Here is a 17,309-nt window from a genome sequence, read left to right on the forward strand (position 1 = left end):
TCTCCCCTTATTTTGGATAGTCTTTAATACAAGGAATATGGACTGTCACACTAGTTCCAACATGCGGGGTGCTTTCATAATGCAATCCATACTTTGAACCGAAAAAGTGTTTTAATCTCTCCTGGGTATTGAGTACTCCGATTCCGGTTGAGTTCGTATCATCGAATTGATTAAGACGCTCAAGCAATTCTGATGCAATTCCGATCCCGTTATCCTTAATTGTAAGAATAACTTCATTCTGGTCATTAATGATGCCACTTATTTCAACCTTTCCTCCCTCCTTTTTCGTTTCAAGGCCGTGGACTAAACAGTTTTCCACTAATGGTTGTAAGGTCATGGAAGGGATACGATACTCTAGTAAAGTTTCGTCAATGGAAATACTATAGGTAATTCGATCGCTAAATCGTAGAGTTTGTATAAAAAGATATTTCTCAATATTACTCATTTCATCCCTTATTTTAGGAAAATCTTCAATATTTTTTAAGCTATATCTTAATAAGTCTGAAAGATTATAAATTAATTCTTCTGTTTGTGGAGCATCCTCTATCAAAGACATCCGAGCGATAGAGTTCAATGTATTAAAAAGAAAATGGGGATTGATCTGGGCTTGAATGGTCTTTAACTCCATTTTCTTTGCTTTTTGCTCGAGTCGAAGTTTATCCCTACTTTCTCGTAGATATTTTTCTTGTGTTAGCCGATGCATTCCCATTTGAGCAAAATAGTTTGCAAGAAAATTATAAAAATCTGAGCAATTTTCTAAATATTCCTGTGATACGATAGGGATTTGATTGATGACCTCCTGTAATTCATCTTCTGGAATATCAAACTCTTTAGAAATCGTTTTCAAATCTATGGAGTCTCTTGTCTGTTTACCTTCTATTAATACTTGTCCACCTAATACTGAACCGAGGAAAATATCATTTACAAAAATAGGGGAAACACAGTCTTTTAAACCCATGTGGCAATCATAAATTCTTGCTTGCCGATATTTAACGGCTAGTTTACCAGCTCTATAATCACATGAAACACATTGTTTGGCTCCTTTTTGTGAAGAACGAATGAGGCTGCAAAAAGGGGTGAAATTATTATGACCGATTGGATTGCCTTCACAATCAACCGTAATAACAGGAATGTTAACAATTTTTGCTAGTTTAGCTTGTGCGCTCATTAATGTCTGAACATCGATAACGTCTGTTAGTAGTAAATTTTCTTTCACGACTCTACTACCTCCTAGTAAAAAAATGATATGTACGGAACTAGGTATTTAAGTATCTTTTGTGAACGATTGAACAAACTAAATTAATTACATTTTAACATAGTCAAATAGATTAAAATACTGACTATTTCTTGAACGATATTTCGAAATAATTACAGAGGAGAAGAGAACTTTCTATAGTAAACATATTCACTATATCTACCTGTTTTTGTATTTTCTAGCATGAATGTCAAAAAAGTATAAATTCAAAAGTTAAATTTCTTATAGTTGTTGTCAAAATAGTCAAATGAAAAAAAGAAAATGAATAGTAACATTTTAAATAGATTCACAACAAATTTTTTTGGAGGTGTTTTCTTGTGGGACAAGAAGCATTAGGAATGATTGAGACTAAAGGTTTAGTGGCAGCAGTTGAAGCAGCAGATTCAATGGTAAAGGCAGCTAATGTTGAGCTAATCGGGTATGAAAAAATTGGTTCTGGCCTTGTTACTGTTATGGTTCGTGGGGATGTAGGAGCTGTTAAAGCGTCAACTGATGCAGGAGTAGCTTCTGCAAAACGTGTTGGAGAAGTTATTTCTGTACATGTGATTCCAAGACCGCATATGGATGTTGAAAGAATTCTGCCGAAGTTTGCTGAAGCGCAATCTGTGAGGTAAGACCATGGATCAATATTTGTTACAAAAGGTATTAGAAGAAGCCCAAAGGCAGTTAAATACGGATGGTGATGTAAGCCCTTTCGTTGAAGTTGGGACAAATGATGATCATCAATCAGAACAAGGAAAGAAGGTTGGAACCATGACAGTTGAAATGCCTACAATTACAGAATATGTTGGCTCAGCAATTGGCGATACAGTTGGATTGGTAATCGCTAATTTGGATAGAAATCTTCATGAGAGTGTAGGATTAGATCCGAAATATCGGTCGATTGGAATTATCAGTGCTAGAACTGGTGGAGGTCCGCATATTATGGCGGCTGATGAAGCGGTTAAAGCTACCAATTCCGAGATCGTATCAATTGAATTGGCAAGAGATACAAAAGGTGGAGCAGGACACGGAGCAACGATTATCTTTGCAGCTGAAGATGTTTCCGATGCAAGAAGAGCAGTAGAAGTAACATTAAAAGAAGTAGAACGTACTTTTGGAGATGTATATGGCTGTGATGCAGGACATATTGAACTACACTATACAGCTAGAGCTAGCCTTGCGGTGGAAAAAGCATTTGGTGCTCCTATAGGAAAGTCGTTTGGAATCATTGTTGGTGCTCCTGCAGCTGTTGGATTAGTGATGGCTGATACAGCACTTAAGACGGCTAATGTTGATATTGTGACATATGCGAGCCCTGATAAGGGAACAGCGCGTTCAAATGAAATTATTGTCACAATTACTGGGGATTCTGGTGCCGTTAGGCAGTCCCTTATATCTGCAAGAGAAGTTGGCTTAAGCATCTTGAGATCAATGGGACAAGATCCTCAACCCGTGACAACACCAAACCTTTAAATCACCTATGAAAAATAGCCATTTGAGCTAAAAGAAACAAATTAATTTTTGGAAAATCTCCTCTTTTAGCTCTCTGGTTCAACTTTATTGAAATGAACGGGATTAAGGAACAATAGGAGTGTTTTTTATGAAACAAGAAGCTCTAGGATTAATAGAAGTAATTGGATTGGTTCCAGCGCTCGAAGCCGCTGATGCTAGTTTAAAAGCAGCTAATGTTCGTTTTGTTGGATATGAGACAGTCACTCCAGGGATGGTAACGGTAAAAATTGAAGGGGATGTCGGTGCTGTTCAAGCCGCTGTTGCTGCTGGAAAGATGAGTGCCTCCAATATTGGTACAGTTGTTTCCAGTTTGGTCATTCCTAGACCTGCGCTAGCCCTTAATCAGTTCCATCAATCCTTGGAGACTGCAGAGGAAAAAGAAGCAGAGCCCCTAAACATAGTAGAACCTCAAGAAGAAAAATCAGATTTAGCGTCAGGGATTGAACAACAAGAAGTTTCAACTGCGATTGAGGAAGAAGTAGAAGTTAACGATGCGGTAGCCACAAGGGAACAGGAAATGGAGTCAGAGGATTCTTCAGAGATAAGTAAAGAAGAAGCAAGTTGTAATCTATGCAATGACCCAGCCTGTACCAGAGAGAAGGGGCAGCCAAGAACCCTTTGTTTACATCATAAAGAACATCAAGAAGTGTTAGGATGATTGGAAAAATGAATGTAGAAGAATCCATTATCAAAGAGTTTGCCTCAGAGCTAACAAAGAAAATGAGTATTAAAGATAGAAGCTTGAGTATACCAGTTGGCGTTTCGAATAGGCATATTCATCTTAATAGAGAAGATCTTGAAGTGCTTTTTGGAACAGATTATGAATTAACATTTAAATCACCCCTAAGTCAGACAGGTCAATTTGCAGCAATGGAAACAGTCTGTATTGCAGGACCAAAGGGCTGCTATCCAAACGTACGTGTGCTTGGACCTGTTCGAAACTACAGTCAAATTGAAATATCGAGAACAGATTCATTTCAATTAGGGATCAAACCGCCGATTCGAGTTTCAGGTGATACGCTTGCTTCATCTGATCTATGTGTCATTGGGCCAAAAGGGATGATGGTTTTTAAAGAAAAAGTAATATGTGCAAAAAGACATATTCACATGTCTCCAAGCGATGCCGAGCAATTTGGGGTTACAGATGGTGACTTAGTGGATGTTGAGACCATAGGAGAGAAAAGGGCAGTTCTCCACAACGTGTTAGTCCGAGTAACAGGAGACTCTACATTGGAATTACACATTGATACAGACGAAGCAAATGCAACTGAATTAAAAAATAGAGATATGGTTCGCATAATAGGTCGTAGTAGGTGAAACCAATGGAACAGTGTGTAAATGCATTAATCAAAGAGTTGGAGACGAAAATTCTTACTGAAGAAATAGATTCTTCCTATGATTTGAAATTAGGTATAAAAGTGGGTGTTGATCTAGGTACATCTAATATTGTCATCGTCGTTTTAGATAGAAATGATCAACCAATAACAGGAGCAATGGAATCAGCAAAAGTAGTTAGAGATGGAATTGTCGTTGATTTCATTGGAGCTGTAAAGGTTTTGAGTGGGTTGAAGGCCCAACTTGAACAACGATTGGGAATTCAACTTGAAGAGGCCGCTACAGCGATACCACCAGGGATTTTACCGGGAAATATTAAAGTCATTACCAATGTTGTGGAAGCGGCGGGTTTTACAGTAACCAATGTCGTGGAAGAACCTGTAGCTGCAGCTAGAGTACTAGCCATCTCGGACGGAGCTGTTGTAGATATTGGTGGAGGAACGACCGGAATTTCAGTTCTGAAAAATGGAGAAATCTTATATTCTGTGGATGAACCTACTGGTGGAACCCATTTAACACTCGTTTTATCCGGAAGTATGAAAGTTGAATTTGACGAGGCAGAAAAGATCAAGCATCAGCGAGAAAGCTATCCTTTAGTATTTCCGATTGTACGTCCAGTACTCGAAAAAATGGCGGAAATTACAAAGAGAAATATCATCAATGATGTCAAGCAAATCTACTTGGTGGGTGGTACGTCCTGCATTGATGGGATTGAAGAAGTATTCCAAAAGCACACTTCTATCTACACCATAAAGCCTTATAATCCACTACTTGTAACTCCTCTAGGAATTGCGATGTATGCAAAATAAGGGGAGGGTTGATAAATGAATATCGAAGAGCTTGTTCGGAACATGCTCCAGAACTTACTGCCTGAAAGAAACAAGAAAATCCTCATTTTTCTAAGTGGAGGCTCAGTTAACACAGAAATTTTATTAAAAGTATTAGCTGATTTTGACCAAAAGAATTATGAGATTGTTCTTTCTGATAGTGGGAAAATGATGATTCCCAACACAATGATTGAAGAATTACAAGGTAAAATGATTCAGTCCTTTTTAGAGCTTGAAAAGTCACTAGATGAAGCTGACTTTGTTTTAATTCCAGTAATGACACGTAATACACTATCTAAAGTAGCCCTTGGGATTGCTGATAATCTTGTCACAACTGGGATTGCAAGAGCTCTGATGATGGCCAAAGAAGTGTTGGCTGTAAAAGATAGCTTTGATTCAAACCATCCGGTCAATCGGGTAAAGGAATTAACCCATAATCAGGTCTATAATGAAATGTTGCAAAGCTATGAAACACGTTTGGAGCAATTTGGAGTGAAATTCATCCCATTGGAAGAGTTTAAAACGGTTCTCTTAAATAAGATGAATCCAATTAGTGAGAGAATAAATGCCGAGAAAGACCTTGCACTAACACAAAGCAATCATCAAACATCATCTAAAGACAAGGTTAAGATGGATTCGTCCATCATAACAGCAGGGGATATTAGAAAATATGAAGATCATGCTGTCATTCAAATTAAACCTTCCACCATTGTTACACCGTTGGCTAGAGACTTTATTAGTAGCAATCAAATGAAGGTAGAAATTACAAACGATTAGATTAGATTTCTCTAGGGCATTAGGAGGTAAAGAAATGGAAATCTGGGATAAAGATTTAAGATCCATCCAGGAAACTAGGAATCTTATAGGTAAGGCAAGGGAAGCACAACATATTTTCAGTCAGTTCTCTCAAGAACAGGTTGATCAAGTTGTTTTAAGGATGTCAGAAGCGGTAGAGCAGCAAGCGGAACGACTAGCGAAATTGGCCCATGAAGAAACAGGCTTTGGAAAATGGCAGGATAAAGTACTAAAAAATCACTTTGCTAGTTCCGTAGTCTATAACTATATAAAAGAATTAAAGACCGTTGGCATCATCCAAAATGATCAGACAAATAAAATATATGAAGTGGCTGTCCCAGTGGGGATTGTAGCGGGCTTAATTCCTTCTACAAATCCTACTTCTACGACTATTTATAAAGCCTTAATTGCCTTAAAGGCCGGAAATGGGATTATTTTCTCACCGCATCCATCTGCAAAAAATTGCATTTTAGAAACGGTGAAAATTCTATCTACAGCTGCAGTACAAGCAGGTGCTCCAGATGGATTAATTGGTTGTATTCAAACACCGACACTTCAAGCAACAAATGAATTGATGAAGCATAAGGATATTGCTTTGATTCTTGCTACAGGCGGAGAAGCAATGGTAAAGGCTGCATATAGCTCAGGTACACCTGCTATCGGAGTTGGACCAGGTAATGGACCAGCGTTCATTGAAAAGTCAGCCAATATTGCACTAGCTGTTAAAAGAATCATGGATAGTAAGACGTTTGATAATGGTGTGATTTGTGCATCGGAGCAATCGATTGTAGTGGAAAGAGAAATCGAAGCACAGGTCGTTGCTGAGTTAGTCGAACAGGGAGCTTATTTTCTTTCAAAAGAAGAATCAGAAAAGCTTGGAAAATGGCTGTTGCGAGCAAATGGAACGATGAATCCACAGATCGTTGGTAAATGCGTGGAAGAGATTGCTGATTTAGCCGGGCTTTCAATTCCAAAAGGGACAAAAGTGTTAATTTCTGAACAAACTAGTGTTTCGAAAACCAATCCATATTCAAGAGAAAAGCTAGCTCCTATCTTAGCCTTTTATTGTGAGGATAATTGGGAAAAAGCTTGTGAAAGATGTATGGAGTTACTATATAACGAGGGTAAAGGTCATACATTAATCATGCACTCTGAAAACGAAGAAATAATCAGGGAATTTGCCCTCAAAAAACCAGTATCGAGAATGTTAGTAAACACACCTGGGGCACTAGGCGGGATTGGGGGTACGACGAATTTAGTTCCAGCTTTAACACTTGGATGTGGAGCAGTGGGTGGTAGTTCAACATCGGATAATGTTGGTCCACTAAACCTAATTAATATTCGTAGAGTCGCCTATGGAGTGAAAGAACTGTATGACTTAAAAAGTGATAGTCCAACAAATTTATCTGTGAAGATTTCTGAGGAAAATATTGAAGAAATTATTAAAAACCTTCTTGAGGAAATCATTCGGTAGTTTTGATATTAGCTAAAGGGAGTCGAGTTCAATGTTTATTGCAAAGGTAATTGGCAAAGTAGTATCCACCCAAAAGGCAGAAAAGCTTGTAGGCTCAAAACTACTCGTCATTAAATCACTTAATGAGCACACCAAATTTTCAGAAGAAGGTGCCTTAGTGGCGGTTGATAGAGTTGGAGCCGGAATGAATGACATCGTTCTTGTAGACTGGGGGGACTCCCTTTATGAAGAAGCAAAACTAGCTGCAGATATGGCAATTGTAGGGATTATTGATGAAATTCAACTTGAAGGTAAATAAGTGAATGTCTCTTTTTTAGGAGGGTAGTGATGGAACGTTTTAAGATTAAACCAGAGGTGTATTTTAATACTGGAGCGTTGGAATATTTAACAATGGTTAATAAAGCAAAAGCTCTAGTGATCACAGATCCTTTTATGATTGAAGTTGGTTTTTCTGATCAACTTCTAAATATACTGAAGAATTCTGTATCCGATTGTACGCTCTTTTCCAACATAAAACCAGATCCGCCAATCGATATAGTAGCTGATGGAGTTAAGGAAATGTTAAGAGTGCAACCTGATATTCTTATTGCTTTAGGTGGAGGATCAACCATAGATGCGGCAAAAAGTATCTTATGGTTTTATGAAAAGATTCTTACAATCAATGGCGAAGTTGGTTATGAGAGGCCACAATTCGTTGCCATCCCAACTACAAGTGGGACTGGCTCAGAAGTAACGACATTCGCTGTCATCACAATGGGCGATAAAAAAATCCCATTAGTGGATGATGAATTATTACCAGACGTAGCGATTATCGATCCAATGTTTGTGAAAACAGTTCCTCCTTCTATTACGGCTGATACAGCAATTGATGCATTAACACATGCAATTGAAGCTTATGTATCAACGGAGGCATCTGATTACTCGGATGCTTTAGCAGAAAAAGCTATTAAATTGATCTTCGATTATTTGTTGCAAGCCTATAAGGATGGAAATGATATGAAAGCGAGAGAAAAGCTTCACAACGCTTCTTGTATCGCCGGAATGGCATTTACGAATGCGTATCTCGGATTGAATCATAGTTTGGCACATGCTTTAGGAGGTTCATTTCACATTCCTCATGGAAGAGCAAATGCCATGATTCTCCCACATGTGATACGTTACAACGCCAACCTTGAAAGTGGTCAAGAAACATATGCTGCAAAAAGATATGCAGAGCTTTCGAAGATTTTGGGGCTACCAGCTATCACTGTTTGTGAAGGAGTACACAACTTGATTGCAGCGATTAAAGTATTGTTGGCAGAAACAAATACCCCTAATAGTTTAGGAGAATTGAAAGTAGATAAAGATATGTTTAATGAAAAGCTCGACTATATGAGTGAGGCAGCACTAAATGACCGCTGTACAGCTACGAACCCAAGAACTACGTCAAAAGAAGAGATTGTCGAACTCTATTTGGCCATTTACGGCGAAAAAATGAAAGAAGAGAAAATAAACTTAGTACTTTCTAATTAAAAGGAGAGTTATAAATGAGTAAGACCTTATGGGGCGAGTGTTTGGCTGAATTTTTCGGAACCTTTATTTTAATTTTTATTGGGGTTGGAACTGTAGCAGCAATGGTTACTGCTGATATCTCGATGAGTTTTTGGGAATTATCCATTGCTTGGGGTATAGCGGTTATGATTGCCATTTATGTAGTAGGGTCAATCTCAGGAGGCCATATTAACCCAGCAGTTACAATTGGTCTGGCTGTTTGGGGTGGGTTTGATAAAAGGAAAATCCCACACTATATCGCTTCACAAGTGATAGGTGCTTTTGCTGGGGCAGCGGTTGTTTATGGATTGTTTCGCAATGCAATAATCAATTTTGAAAATGCGAACGAAATTGTCCGTTCTACAGAAAGTGGGTGGGCATCTGCTGGAATCTTTAGTACCTATCCAAAGCCTTATCTTTCTACAATGGAAGCCCTTTTTGTTGAGATTGCCATTACTGCATTCCTAATGATTGTAATCTTTGCTGTCACAGATAAAAAAAATGGAGCAGCACCAACAGCTGGACTACCTGCAGTAGCGATTGGGTTAACGATTGCGATTTGTGGAATCTCTTTCGGACCTTTAACTGGGTTTGCTATGAATCCAGCCCGTGATTTCGGTCCACGTATATTCATGATGATATCAGGTTGGGAAGCAAACGTAATTGGCCCACAATTATACGGATTAATCGTTCCGATATTCGGACCAATTATTGGAGCAGTCCTCGGTGGAGGTATTTATAAGAAGTTAATCGCTCCATATTTTCCAGTTACAAAAGAGGAACCGGTAGACAAGGATTATAAAAAAGTCTCTTAAAAAGAAAAATGGAGAATCCAAATTTGGAATTCTCCTAGAAAAAATAAGTAGTTTAATAAAATACAAAGTAAATCTCACACAATCATACAAAAACTAGTTGAATTTGTAAAGTGCAATAGAAGGAACAAGCTACTATCAATCTTTTATATTGAAAGGGGAAACCTATTCATGTCAACAGTTACAGTAGAACCAACATTACGTATCCAAAATTTAATTGATGTTCTTTACTCCGTCACTCCTGAAATTGAAGCGGAAAGAGCGATTCTAATTACTGAATCCTATAAGGAAACAGAAGCTTATCCAATGGTTATTCGACGAGCTAAGGCACTTGAAAAGATCTTAACTCATATGACCATCGTCATCCGAGACCATGAACTGATTGTTGGAAATCTCACGACTAAACCGAGAGCTAGCCAAGTGTTCCCAGAATTCTCAAATAAATGGCTAGTTGAAGAGTTTGAAACCCTTGCAAAACGTAAAGGAGATGTCTTCTTAATTTCAGAAGATACAAAAGCCAGACTTCGCGATGTTTTCGCATACTGGGAAGGTAAGACGACAAACGAACTAGCAACTCAATTAATGTATCCAGAAACAAGAGAAGCGATGGATGCAGGTGTATTTACCGTAGGAAACTACTATTTTAATGGTGTAGGGCATATTGGCGTTGATTATGAAAAAGTTTTAAATAAGGGTTTTAACGGTATTATTGCTGAAGTAGAAGCTGCGAAAGCGCGTGCGGATAAAGCAGACCCAGAGTATATCAAAAAAGATCATTTCTTAAATGCCGTGTTGATTACTGCTAACGCCGTGATTAAGTTTGCTCAAAGATTTGCAGAAGAAGCGAGAAAATTAGCCGGACGAACAACGGACATAAAGCGTAAAAATGAGTTGTATCAAATTGCAGATAATTGTGAAAATGTACCTGCTAATCCAGCTAAAAACTTCTATGAAGCTTTACAATCTTTCTGGTTCGTACAAGCAGTTATTCAAATTGAATCAAACGGACATTCCATTTCACCACTTCGCTTTGATCAATATATGTATCCGTACTATAAAAAAGATTTAGCGAATGGAACTATTACAGAAGAAGAGGCACAAGAATTACTCGATGTCTTATGGGTGAAGTTTAACGATGTGAACAAAGTTCGTGATGAAGGCTCAACTAAAGCGTTCGGTGGCTATCCGATGTTCCAAAACCTTATTGTAGGTGGACAAACGGCCGATGGTCGAGATGCTGTTAATCCATTATCCTTTGCTTGTTTACAGGCAACGGCTAACACGAAATTACCACAGCCATCCATTTCTATTCGTTACTGGAATTTGACTCCTGATGAATTAATGTTTAAAGCTGGAGAAGTTACTCGACTCGGACTTGGAATGCCTGCCTATTACAATGATGAAGTCATCATTCCGGCATTAGTGGGCCGTGGAGTATCATTACGAGATGCTCGTGACTACGGAATTATTGGTTGTGTTGAACCTCAAAAAGGTGGAAAAACAGAAGGATGGCATGATGCAGCATTTTTCAATATGGCAAAGGTGCTTGAGATTACCATTAATAATGGGGTTGTGAATGGCAAACAACTTGGTTTAAAAACAGGAGAATTTACTTCATTTACAAGCTTTGAAGATTTCTTAAATGCTTATCAAAAGCAAATGGAATATTTTGTTCGTTTACTTATCAATGCTGATAACTCAGTAGATTTAGCACATGGTGAACGTGCTCCACTACCATTCCTTTCATCAATGGTAGATGACTGTATTGGAAAAGGAAAATCACTTCAAGAAGGTGGGGCTATTTACAACTATACAGGTCCACAAGGGGTCGGTGTAGCAAACGTTGGAGACTCTTTAATGGCAATTAAACAACTTGTGTTTGATGAGAAGAAAGTCTCTTTAGCTGATTTAAAACACGCATTAGATACGAATTTTGGTGCACAACAAGGCCAATCTTCTCAAAACTTTAGCATGGATCAACTCACTCAAGAAACACTTGTAGAAGTCATTAAAAAGTTGATTCTTGAAGGAAATAAAATATCATTGGATGAATTAAAGAACGCAACGAACGTTAAAGTGGACTTAGGCTCAAGCAATGACCAAGAGTATTTACGCCAACTCCTTGAAAATCGTGCACCTAAGTTTGGAAATGATATTGATGAAGTAGACAGTCTTGCTCGTGAAGCAGCCTTAATCTATTGCCGCGAGGTTGAGAAGTATCGCAATCCGCGCGGAGGTTCTTTCCAACCAGGATTGTACCCAGTTTCAGCGAATGTTCCAATGGGGGCTCAAACTGGTGCGACCCCTGATGGACGAAAAGCAGGCGAACCGTTAGCAGATGGGGTATCTCCAGTTTCTGGTAGAGATAAAACAGGACCAACTGCTGCTGCAAACTCTATCGCAAAATTAGATCATCACATTGCATCGAACGGTACATTGTTTAATCAGAAATTCCATCCATCAGCTATTTCTGGCCAAACCGGATTAGAGAATTTATCGGCTTTGGTTCGTGGGTACTTTGACCAAAAAGGAATGCATGTACAGTTTAACGTTGTAAGCCGTGAAACATTATTAAAAGCTCAACAAAATCCTGAAAAGTATAAAAATCTTGTCGTGCGTGTAGCTGGATACAGTGCACACTTCACATCATTAGATAAGACCATCCAAGACGATATTATTAACCGTACAGAGCAAGCATTCTAAATCGAAAAAAATAAAAGGGGGAGTTATTTTTAAAACTCCTCCTTTTTATAAAGGTTGGTGCAACGAGAAATGGAAGATAAGGGAATTGTTTTTGATATTCAACGTTTTTCTGTTCATGATGGACCAGGAATTCGTTCCATCGTTTTTTTAAAGGGCTGTCCTCTACGCTGTCGTTGGTGTAGCAACCCTGAATCTCAAAGTAAAGAACCACAAATTATGTTCGTTAAAAGAAATTGCATCGGATGTGGTCGATGTACGGAACTGTGTCCAACGGGTGCATTACAAATCGTTCCTACATTTAAGCTTGACGAGAGCAAATGTACAAAGTGTGGTATTTGTGTAGAAGCCTGTTATAGCGAGGCACTTAATTTTGCTGGGAATCCACGATCTGTTCAAGAGGTAATAAATGAGTTAAAGAAAGATCATATACATTACAAACGATCTGGTGGAGGAATTACCCTTTCTGGAGGAGAGCCTCTTTCTCAGCCATATTATGCTGAGGAATTGTTAAAGGCATGCAAAGAGAAAGGGTGGCATACAGCGATTGAAACGACTGCCTTTACAAGTCAAACTGTTTTAGAGAAAGTGCTGCCATGGTTGGATTTGGTGTTATTAGACATCAAGCATACAGATGACAGAAAACATCTAGAATTTGTTGGAAGGTCAAATGAAAAGATAATGGAGAATGCGAGATTTATCGGTCAATTCGGTGTTCCTATCATCATACGTGTTCCTGTTATTCCAACCTTTAATGATGGTATTGCTGAGATGGAGAATATCGCTTCGTTCGCATCAAGCATTAGGGGAGTAAAGGAGATGCATCTCCTTCCTTATCATCGTCTTGGAGAAAATAAATATGATTATTTAAATTATGAGTACGAAATGAAAGGAATACCGACACCAACAAATGAGAAAATGAAAGAACTCAAAACGGTGGTTGAGGGAAAAGGGTTAATTTGTAAAATTGGTGGTTAACCCATCAAATGTTAAAAAATCCTTCCAAGGTGGGGAGAAATGTCCACCGTGGGAGGATTTTAATTTTAATATATAATCTCCCGATTATCATGATACCGCCCAATCGGTACGACAGAAGGTGAGCCCGAAATCGGATCTTTTATGACCGTACAATTTAGACCAAAAATCTCCTTTATTAAAGTATCAGTAATCACCATTGATGGTTCTCCTTCTGCGACAAGATTTCCTTGATGCATGGCAAAAATATAGTCTGCATATCGTGCGGCAAGGTTGATGTCATGAAGGACCATGACAATCGTCGTGCCGTATTTTCGGTTTAAGTCTGTGAGCAGATCGAGAATTTCGACCTGGTAGGTAATATCCAAAAAAGTGGTCGGTTCATCAAGAAACAAAATATCAGTTTGTTGTGCTAATGCCATAGCAATCCACACGCGCTGTCTTTGACCACCTGATAGTTCATCAATATTGCGATTGGCAAGCTCTGTAATATTCATGATTTCCATCGCTTCAGCAACAGCTTCATAATCCTTTTTCGTCCATCCACTAAACAAGGATTGGTGGGGAAATCTTCCGCGTCCAACTAAATCCGCTACTGAAATACCTTCGGGAACAATAGGAGATTGTGGCAATAGTCCAACGATTCGAGCCAATTCCTTTGACGGGATTTTGCTGATCGGCCTGCCATCAAGTGTGATTTTTCCAGAGGTCAGTTTAATCAGCCGAGCTAATGTTTTAAGAAGGGTGGACTTTCCACAGGCATTTGCCCCAATAATGACGCTTATTTTATTGCTGGGAATGGCAAGGCTTATATCGTGAATAATCGTTTTGTTCTCATAGCCAGCAACAATGTTTTCAGCCTCAAAAAGATGTGTCGGTTTCATCATAAATCTCCCTTTCGATTCATGCGGATTAGCAAGTAGATTAGATACGGCGCTCCGAGTATTCCGGTGATGATTCCGACCGGGAATCGGACTTCAAAAGCAAATTGGCCGACTAAGTCTGCCGCCAAAACTAAATTAACGCCAACAAGCCCAGCCGGGATCATGTTTGATAATCCAACTCCTACTAGTCTTTTGGCAATTGGTCCGGAAAGGAAGGCGACAAAGGCAATTGGACCAGTGGTAGCAGTTGCAAGAGCGATCATACAGACAGAACTGACAATCAGTAAAATTCGGGCCTTGTCTGTATTCACTCCGAGCGTAGTGGCAGATTGTTCTCCAAGCTCCAATATACTTAAATGTTTTCCTAGTGCTATGACAATCGGTGTACAGATGAAAACGGTAAGTACAAGAGGTGGAAGTTCATGCATTTGCGAGCCATTGAGGCTACCGCTGAGCCATCTGATTGCTGCTGGAATATCTTGTTGGGCACCTTTTAGAAGAAGATAGGATATAAAGGCGTCTAGCATAGCTTGTATTCCGATTCCAATCAGAATTAAGCGCCCGATGGAAAATGTTTTTCCTCTCGATAAAAGATAGATTACGATAACGGTAGCAAGACCAGCGACAATTGACGCAATGGAAACAACTGCATTACTTGTATGAAGGATAAGAATGCAAAAAACGGCAGCCGCACTAGAGCCAGAAGTAATCCCAATAACATTTGGATTTGCTAGCGGGTTTCGAAGCATCGTTTGAAAGATGTACCCACCGATCCCGAAAGCAAATCCAGCAAAAAGACCTGCTAGCATTCGCGGTAAGCGGATCGTATTAACCGCAAAAGATACTCCTTTAATTTGCTCACCGGAAAGGGTTCGAATGACATCTTTAACCGGATAAATGGTGTTCCCCATTAGGAGCATGGCGCAGCATAGGACGAGTGCAAGTACCGTAAGTACGGACGTAACAACAATCCATCTGCGTCGTCTCTGATTTCTACCTGACATAATAAATTCAATAGAGTTATTTTTCATAATGAACGCACTTTCGCTTTCATAGCAATAATAATAAGTAACGGAGCGCCAATAAACGCTGTAACGACACCAACTTCAAGCTCTCCAGGACTTCCAATGAGCCTACCGAATACATCTGAAATCGTCAAAATGATCGCGCCTGAGAGAGCGGCCATTGGAATGATGTATCGTAAGTCGGGACCAAGGATTAGGCGAATGATGTGCGTGGCTAACAGTCCGACAAATCCAATCGGTCCTGCTAGAGCAGTAGTGGCTCCACACAAAAGAACTCCAGCAAGAGCGGCAATCAATCGAAGTGTTCCAGTTCGAACACCAAGTCCTGTCGCAACTTCATCCCCTAAAGCCAATGCATTGAGCGCTGATGCAGCAAGGATTCCAATCACTAACCCAACGATCAGAAACGGAAGGAAAGTAGTGATTGAACTCCAGTTTCCTGAGCCTACGCTTCCTACTTGCCAAAACCGAAATTGGTCCATGACATAAGAGCGAGGAATGATAATCGCACTGACGAGAGAAGAGAGGGCGGCACTTGTCGCTGCCCCTGCTAAGACAAGCTTAAGGGGCGTGGCACCCCCACGCCCCATAGAGCCGATCCCGTAAACGAAAATAGCGGTAATCATGGCCCCAACGATCGCTAACCAAATATATTGATTGGCTGTACTTATGTTTAAGAATGCAATTCCACAAACAACAAATAATGATGCCCCTGTATTGACACCGAGTATGCTTGGGTCTGCAATGGGATTGCGGGTGACAGCTTGCATAAGCGCTCCTGAAACTCCTAGTGCCGCTCCGCAAAATAAACTAAATACGGTTCGGGCAATTCTTTGCCGAACGACGTTAGCTCCATAGGAATCTACGTCTGGATGGAATAGACCAGCGATCAGTTCATCAAAACCAACTGATCGTGATCCTAGAACGAGTGATGCAATCACACATATACCAAGTAAGACTAGTGTTAGAACTAGAACCACAGGGAAATTCCGTGGCATATGTGAGTGAACGGGTTTGTCTTTTGAAACAGTTGAACTATTCATTTAACTTTTCAATAGCTCCTCCAATTAATTCAAGATATTCATCAATGGTATACGCAATTGAAAGTGGATTTGGGTTACCGGAAGCGGCTAAAGGTGTACTGCCTCCAATAAACACAACAGAACCTCTTTCAATAGCTGGGATTTTGCCAAGCAATGGATCAGCTTTTACTGCTTCATATAAACTTTCATCCCCATAGCCAATAATGATGTCAGCATCGTTCAAGATATCAGCATTTTCAGCACTTAAATTCAATGAATAGCCTGTAGAATCTGTAATTTCATTCGTAATGCTTTCAGGGTATTCCATACCTAACTCGATTAGAAAAGCACCACGAGGGTCTGTCGGTGTATAAACATGTAATTTAGACATATCTTGAGCTGAGAAATTAACCCAGGCAATTTTCTTACCTTCCATTTGAGGATACTGACTTGCTTTTTCCTTAATGAGATTCTCGGTATCCTTAATGAGTTGTTCTCCTTCAGCTTTCATTCCCATCCCTGTGGCATTTAAAATAACTTGCTCTCGCCATGTCGTTACCCACGGACTCGTTTGATAGGGAACAACGGGAGCAATTTGAGTTAGAATATCGTAATCTTCCTGAGTAATACCGGAGTATGCTGCCAAAATGACATCTGGGTTTGAATCTGAAATTGCTTCAAAATCAAGACCGTCTGTATCTTGAAAAACATTCGGATTATCTACACCTAGTTCTTTAAGCTTTTCTGCTGTCCAAGGTAAAAGGCCACTATCATCTTGAACGCCAAAATTAGCTGCCGAGAAACCTACAGGCACAACTCCTAGAGCAAGCGCAACATCATGATTTGCCCACTGAATTGTAGCTACCCGTTCAGGTTTGCTTTCGATCTCTGTTTTTCCAAAAGCATGCTCAATAACAATAGGATATTCTGAATTTTCCTCTTCGGCTGCGGGTGTTTCCGTTGTAGTTGTTTCGTTACTTTCATCATTATTCTTAGGTGAAGAGGCTTCTTCGCCTGAACATCCAGCTAGAAGGAGCATGAATATTGCTGTAATGAGTATAGCGATTAATTTTCGATTTGATTTCATATTTTCTCATCCTTCTCGTTATGATTATTTTTTGATCGTGCTGTTAATTATGTAGATTGCTAGAAAGGGAAGTAAGTATTCTATTATTGGCTCC

17 protein-coding genes are annotated in these 17,309 nt (G+C 39.5%); 12 read left to right on the plus strand and 5 right to left on the minus strand.

Annotation, left to right across the window (positions count from 1 at the left end; genetic code table 11):
* Positions 1-7: 7 nt before the first annotated feature.
* On the minus strand, positions 8-1,216 hold the full coding sequence (locus tag AA0X71_RS00760) for a PocR ligand-binding domain-containing protein (RefSeq protein ID WP_413358112.1): 1,209 nt from the start codon (positions 1,214-1,216) through the stop codon (positions 8-10).
* A 356-nt stretch (positions 1,217-1,572) separates the two neighbouring features.
* Here AA0X71_RS00760 and pduA point away from each other — a divergent pair, with 356 nt between their 5' ends.
* From pduA to AA0X71_RS00820, 12 genes are all read left to right on the plus strand, one after another.
* The gene (gene pduA / locus AA0X71_RS00765; protein ID WP_413358114.1) at positions 1,573-1,869 is read left to right on the plus strand and encodes a propanediol utilization microcompartment protein PduA; all 297 of its coding nucleotides are present in this window, start codon (positions 1,573-1,575) and stop codon (positions 1,867-1,869) included.
* A gap of 4 nt (positions 1,870-1,873) precedes the next feature.
* Positions 1,874-2,710 carry a propanediol utilization microcompartment protein PduB gene (gene pduB / locus AA0X71_RS00770; protein WP_413358116.1) on the plus strand — a complete coding sequence of 279 codons (837 nt, stop codon included), beginning with the start codon at positions 1,874-1,876 and terminating at the stop codon, positions 2,708-2,710.
* Positions 2,711-2,837: 127 nt separating this feature from the next.
* Positions 2,838-3,407 carry a BMC domain-containing protein gene (locus AA0X71_RS00775; protein ID WP_413358118.1) on the plus strand — a complete coding sequence of 190 codons (570 nt, stop codon included), beginning with the start codon at positions 2,838-2,840 and terminating at the stop codon, positions 3,405-3,407.
* 8 nt (positions 3,408-3,415) lie between these two features.
* On the plus strand, positions 3,416-4,066 hold the full coding sequence (locus AA0X71_RS00780; protein WP_413358120.1) for a phosphate propanoyltransferase: 651 nt from the start codon (positions 3,416-3,418) through the stop codon (positions 4,064-4,066).
* Positions 4,067-4,071: 5 nt separating this feature from the next.
* The gene (gene eutJ / locus AA0X71_RS00785) at positions 4,072-4,893 is read left to right on the plus strand and encodes an ethanolamine utilization protein EutJ (protein ID WP_413358122.1); all 822 of its coding nucleotides are present in this window, start codon (positions 4,072-4,074) and stop codon (positions 4,891-4,893) included.
* 15 nt (positions 4,894-4,908) lie between these two features.
* Entirely contained in the window at positions 4,909-5,688 is a 780-nt protein-coding gene (locus AA0X71_RS00790; protein ID WP_413358124.1) for a flavoprotein, read from the plus strand.
* Between the two features lie 34 nt (positions 5,689-5,722).
* Positions 5,723-7,180, plus strand: coding sequence for an acetaldehyde dehydrogenase (acetylating) (locus AA0X71_RS00795; protein WP_413358126.1), 1,458 nt, complete (start codon positions 5,723-5,725; stop codon positions 7,178-7,180).
* Positions 7,181-7,211: 31 nt separating this feature from the next.
* On the plus strand, positions 7,212-7,478 hold the full coding sequence (locus AA0X71_RS00800) for a EutN/CcmL family microcompartment protein (RefSeq protein ID WP_019154183.1): 267 nt from the start codon (positions 7,212-7,214) through the stop codon (positions 7,476-7,478).
* Positions 7,479-7,507: 29 nt separating this feature from the next.
* The gene (locus tag AA0X71_RS00805) at positions 7,508-8,692 is read left to right on the plus strand and encodes a 1-propanol dehydrogenase PduQ (protein WP_413358128.1); all 1,185 of its coding nucleotides are present in this window, start codon (positions 7,508-7,510) and stop codon (positions 8,690-8,692) included.
* 14 nt (positions 8,693-8,706) lie between these two features.
* Entirely contained in the window at positions 8,707-9,525 is an 819-nt protein-coding gene (locus AA0X71_RS00810; protein ID WP_413358130.1) for an MIP/aquaporin family protein, read from the plus strand.
* A gap of 168 nt (positions 9,526-9,693) precedes the next feature.
* Positions 9,694-12,225, plus strand: coding sequence for a glycyl radical protein (locus tag AA0X71_RS00815; RefSeq protein WP_413358132.1), 2,532 nt, complete (start codon positions 9,694-9,696; stop codon positions 12,223-12,225).
* A gap of 69 nt (positions 12,226-12,294) precedes the next feature.
* On the plus strand, positions 12,295-13,200 hold the full coding sequence (locus AA0X71_RS00820) for a glycyl-radical enzyme activating protein (RefSeq protein WP_413358134.1): 906 nt from the start codon (positions 12,295-12,297) through the stop codon (positions 13,198-13,200).
* Between the two features lie 65 nt (positions 13,201-13,265).
* Here AA0X71_RS00820 and AA0X71_RS00825 read toward each other — a convergent pair whose 3' ends face one another.
* The 4 genes from AA0X71_RS00825 to AA0X71_RS00840 are packed head-to-tail and all read right to left on the minus strand — an operon-like array spanning position 13,266 to position 17,215.
* Complete coding sequence (locus tag AA0X71_RS00825; protein ID WP_413358136.1) at positions 13,266-14,081, minus strand: ABC transporter ATP-binding protein; 816 nt, start codon at positions 14,079-14,081, stop codon at positions 13,266-13,268.
* Positions 14,081-15,112, minus strand: coding sequence for a FecCD family ABC transporter permease (locus AA0X71_RS00830; RefSeq protein ID WP_413358138.1), 1,032 nt, complete (start codon positions 15,110-15,112; stop codon positions 14,081-14,083). The genes AA0X71_RS00825 and AA0X71_RS00830 overlap by 1 nt, the downstream gene beginning before the upstream one ends.
* Positions 15,109-16,149: a FecCD family ABC transporter permease gene (locus tag AA0X71_RS00835; RefSeq protein WP_413358140.1), complete on the minus strand. Its 1,041-nt coding sequence runs from the start codon at positions 16,147-16,149 to the stop codon at positions 15,109-15,111. The genes AA0X71_RS00830 and AA0X71_RS00835 overlap by 4 nt, the downstream gene beginning before the upstream one ends.
* Positions 16,142-17,215: an iron-siderophore ABC transporter substrate-binding protein gene (locus AA0X71_RS00840; RefSeq protein WP_413358142.1), complete on the minus strand. Its 1,074-nt coding sequence runs from the start codon at positions 17,213-17,215 to the stop codon at positions 16,142-16,144. Before AA0X71_RS00840 ends, AA0X71_RS00835 begins: the two co-directional genes overlap by 8 nt.
* Positions 17,216-17,309: the final 94 nt, after the last annotated feature.

The organism is Robertmurraya phoenicis (genome assembly GCF_047302285.1).
GTDB lineage: Bacteria > Bacillota > Bacilli > Bacillales > Cytobacillaceae > Robertmurraya.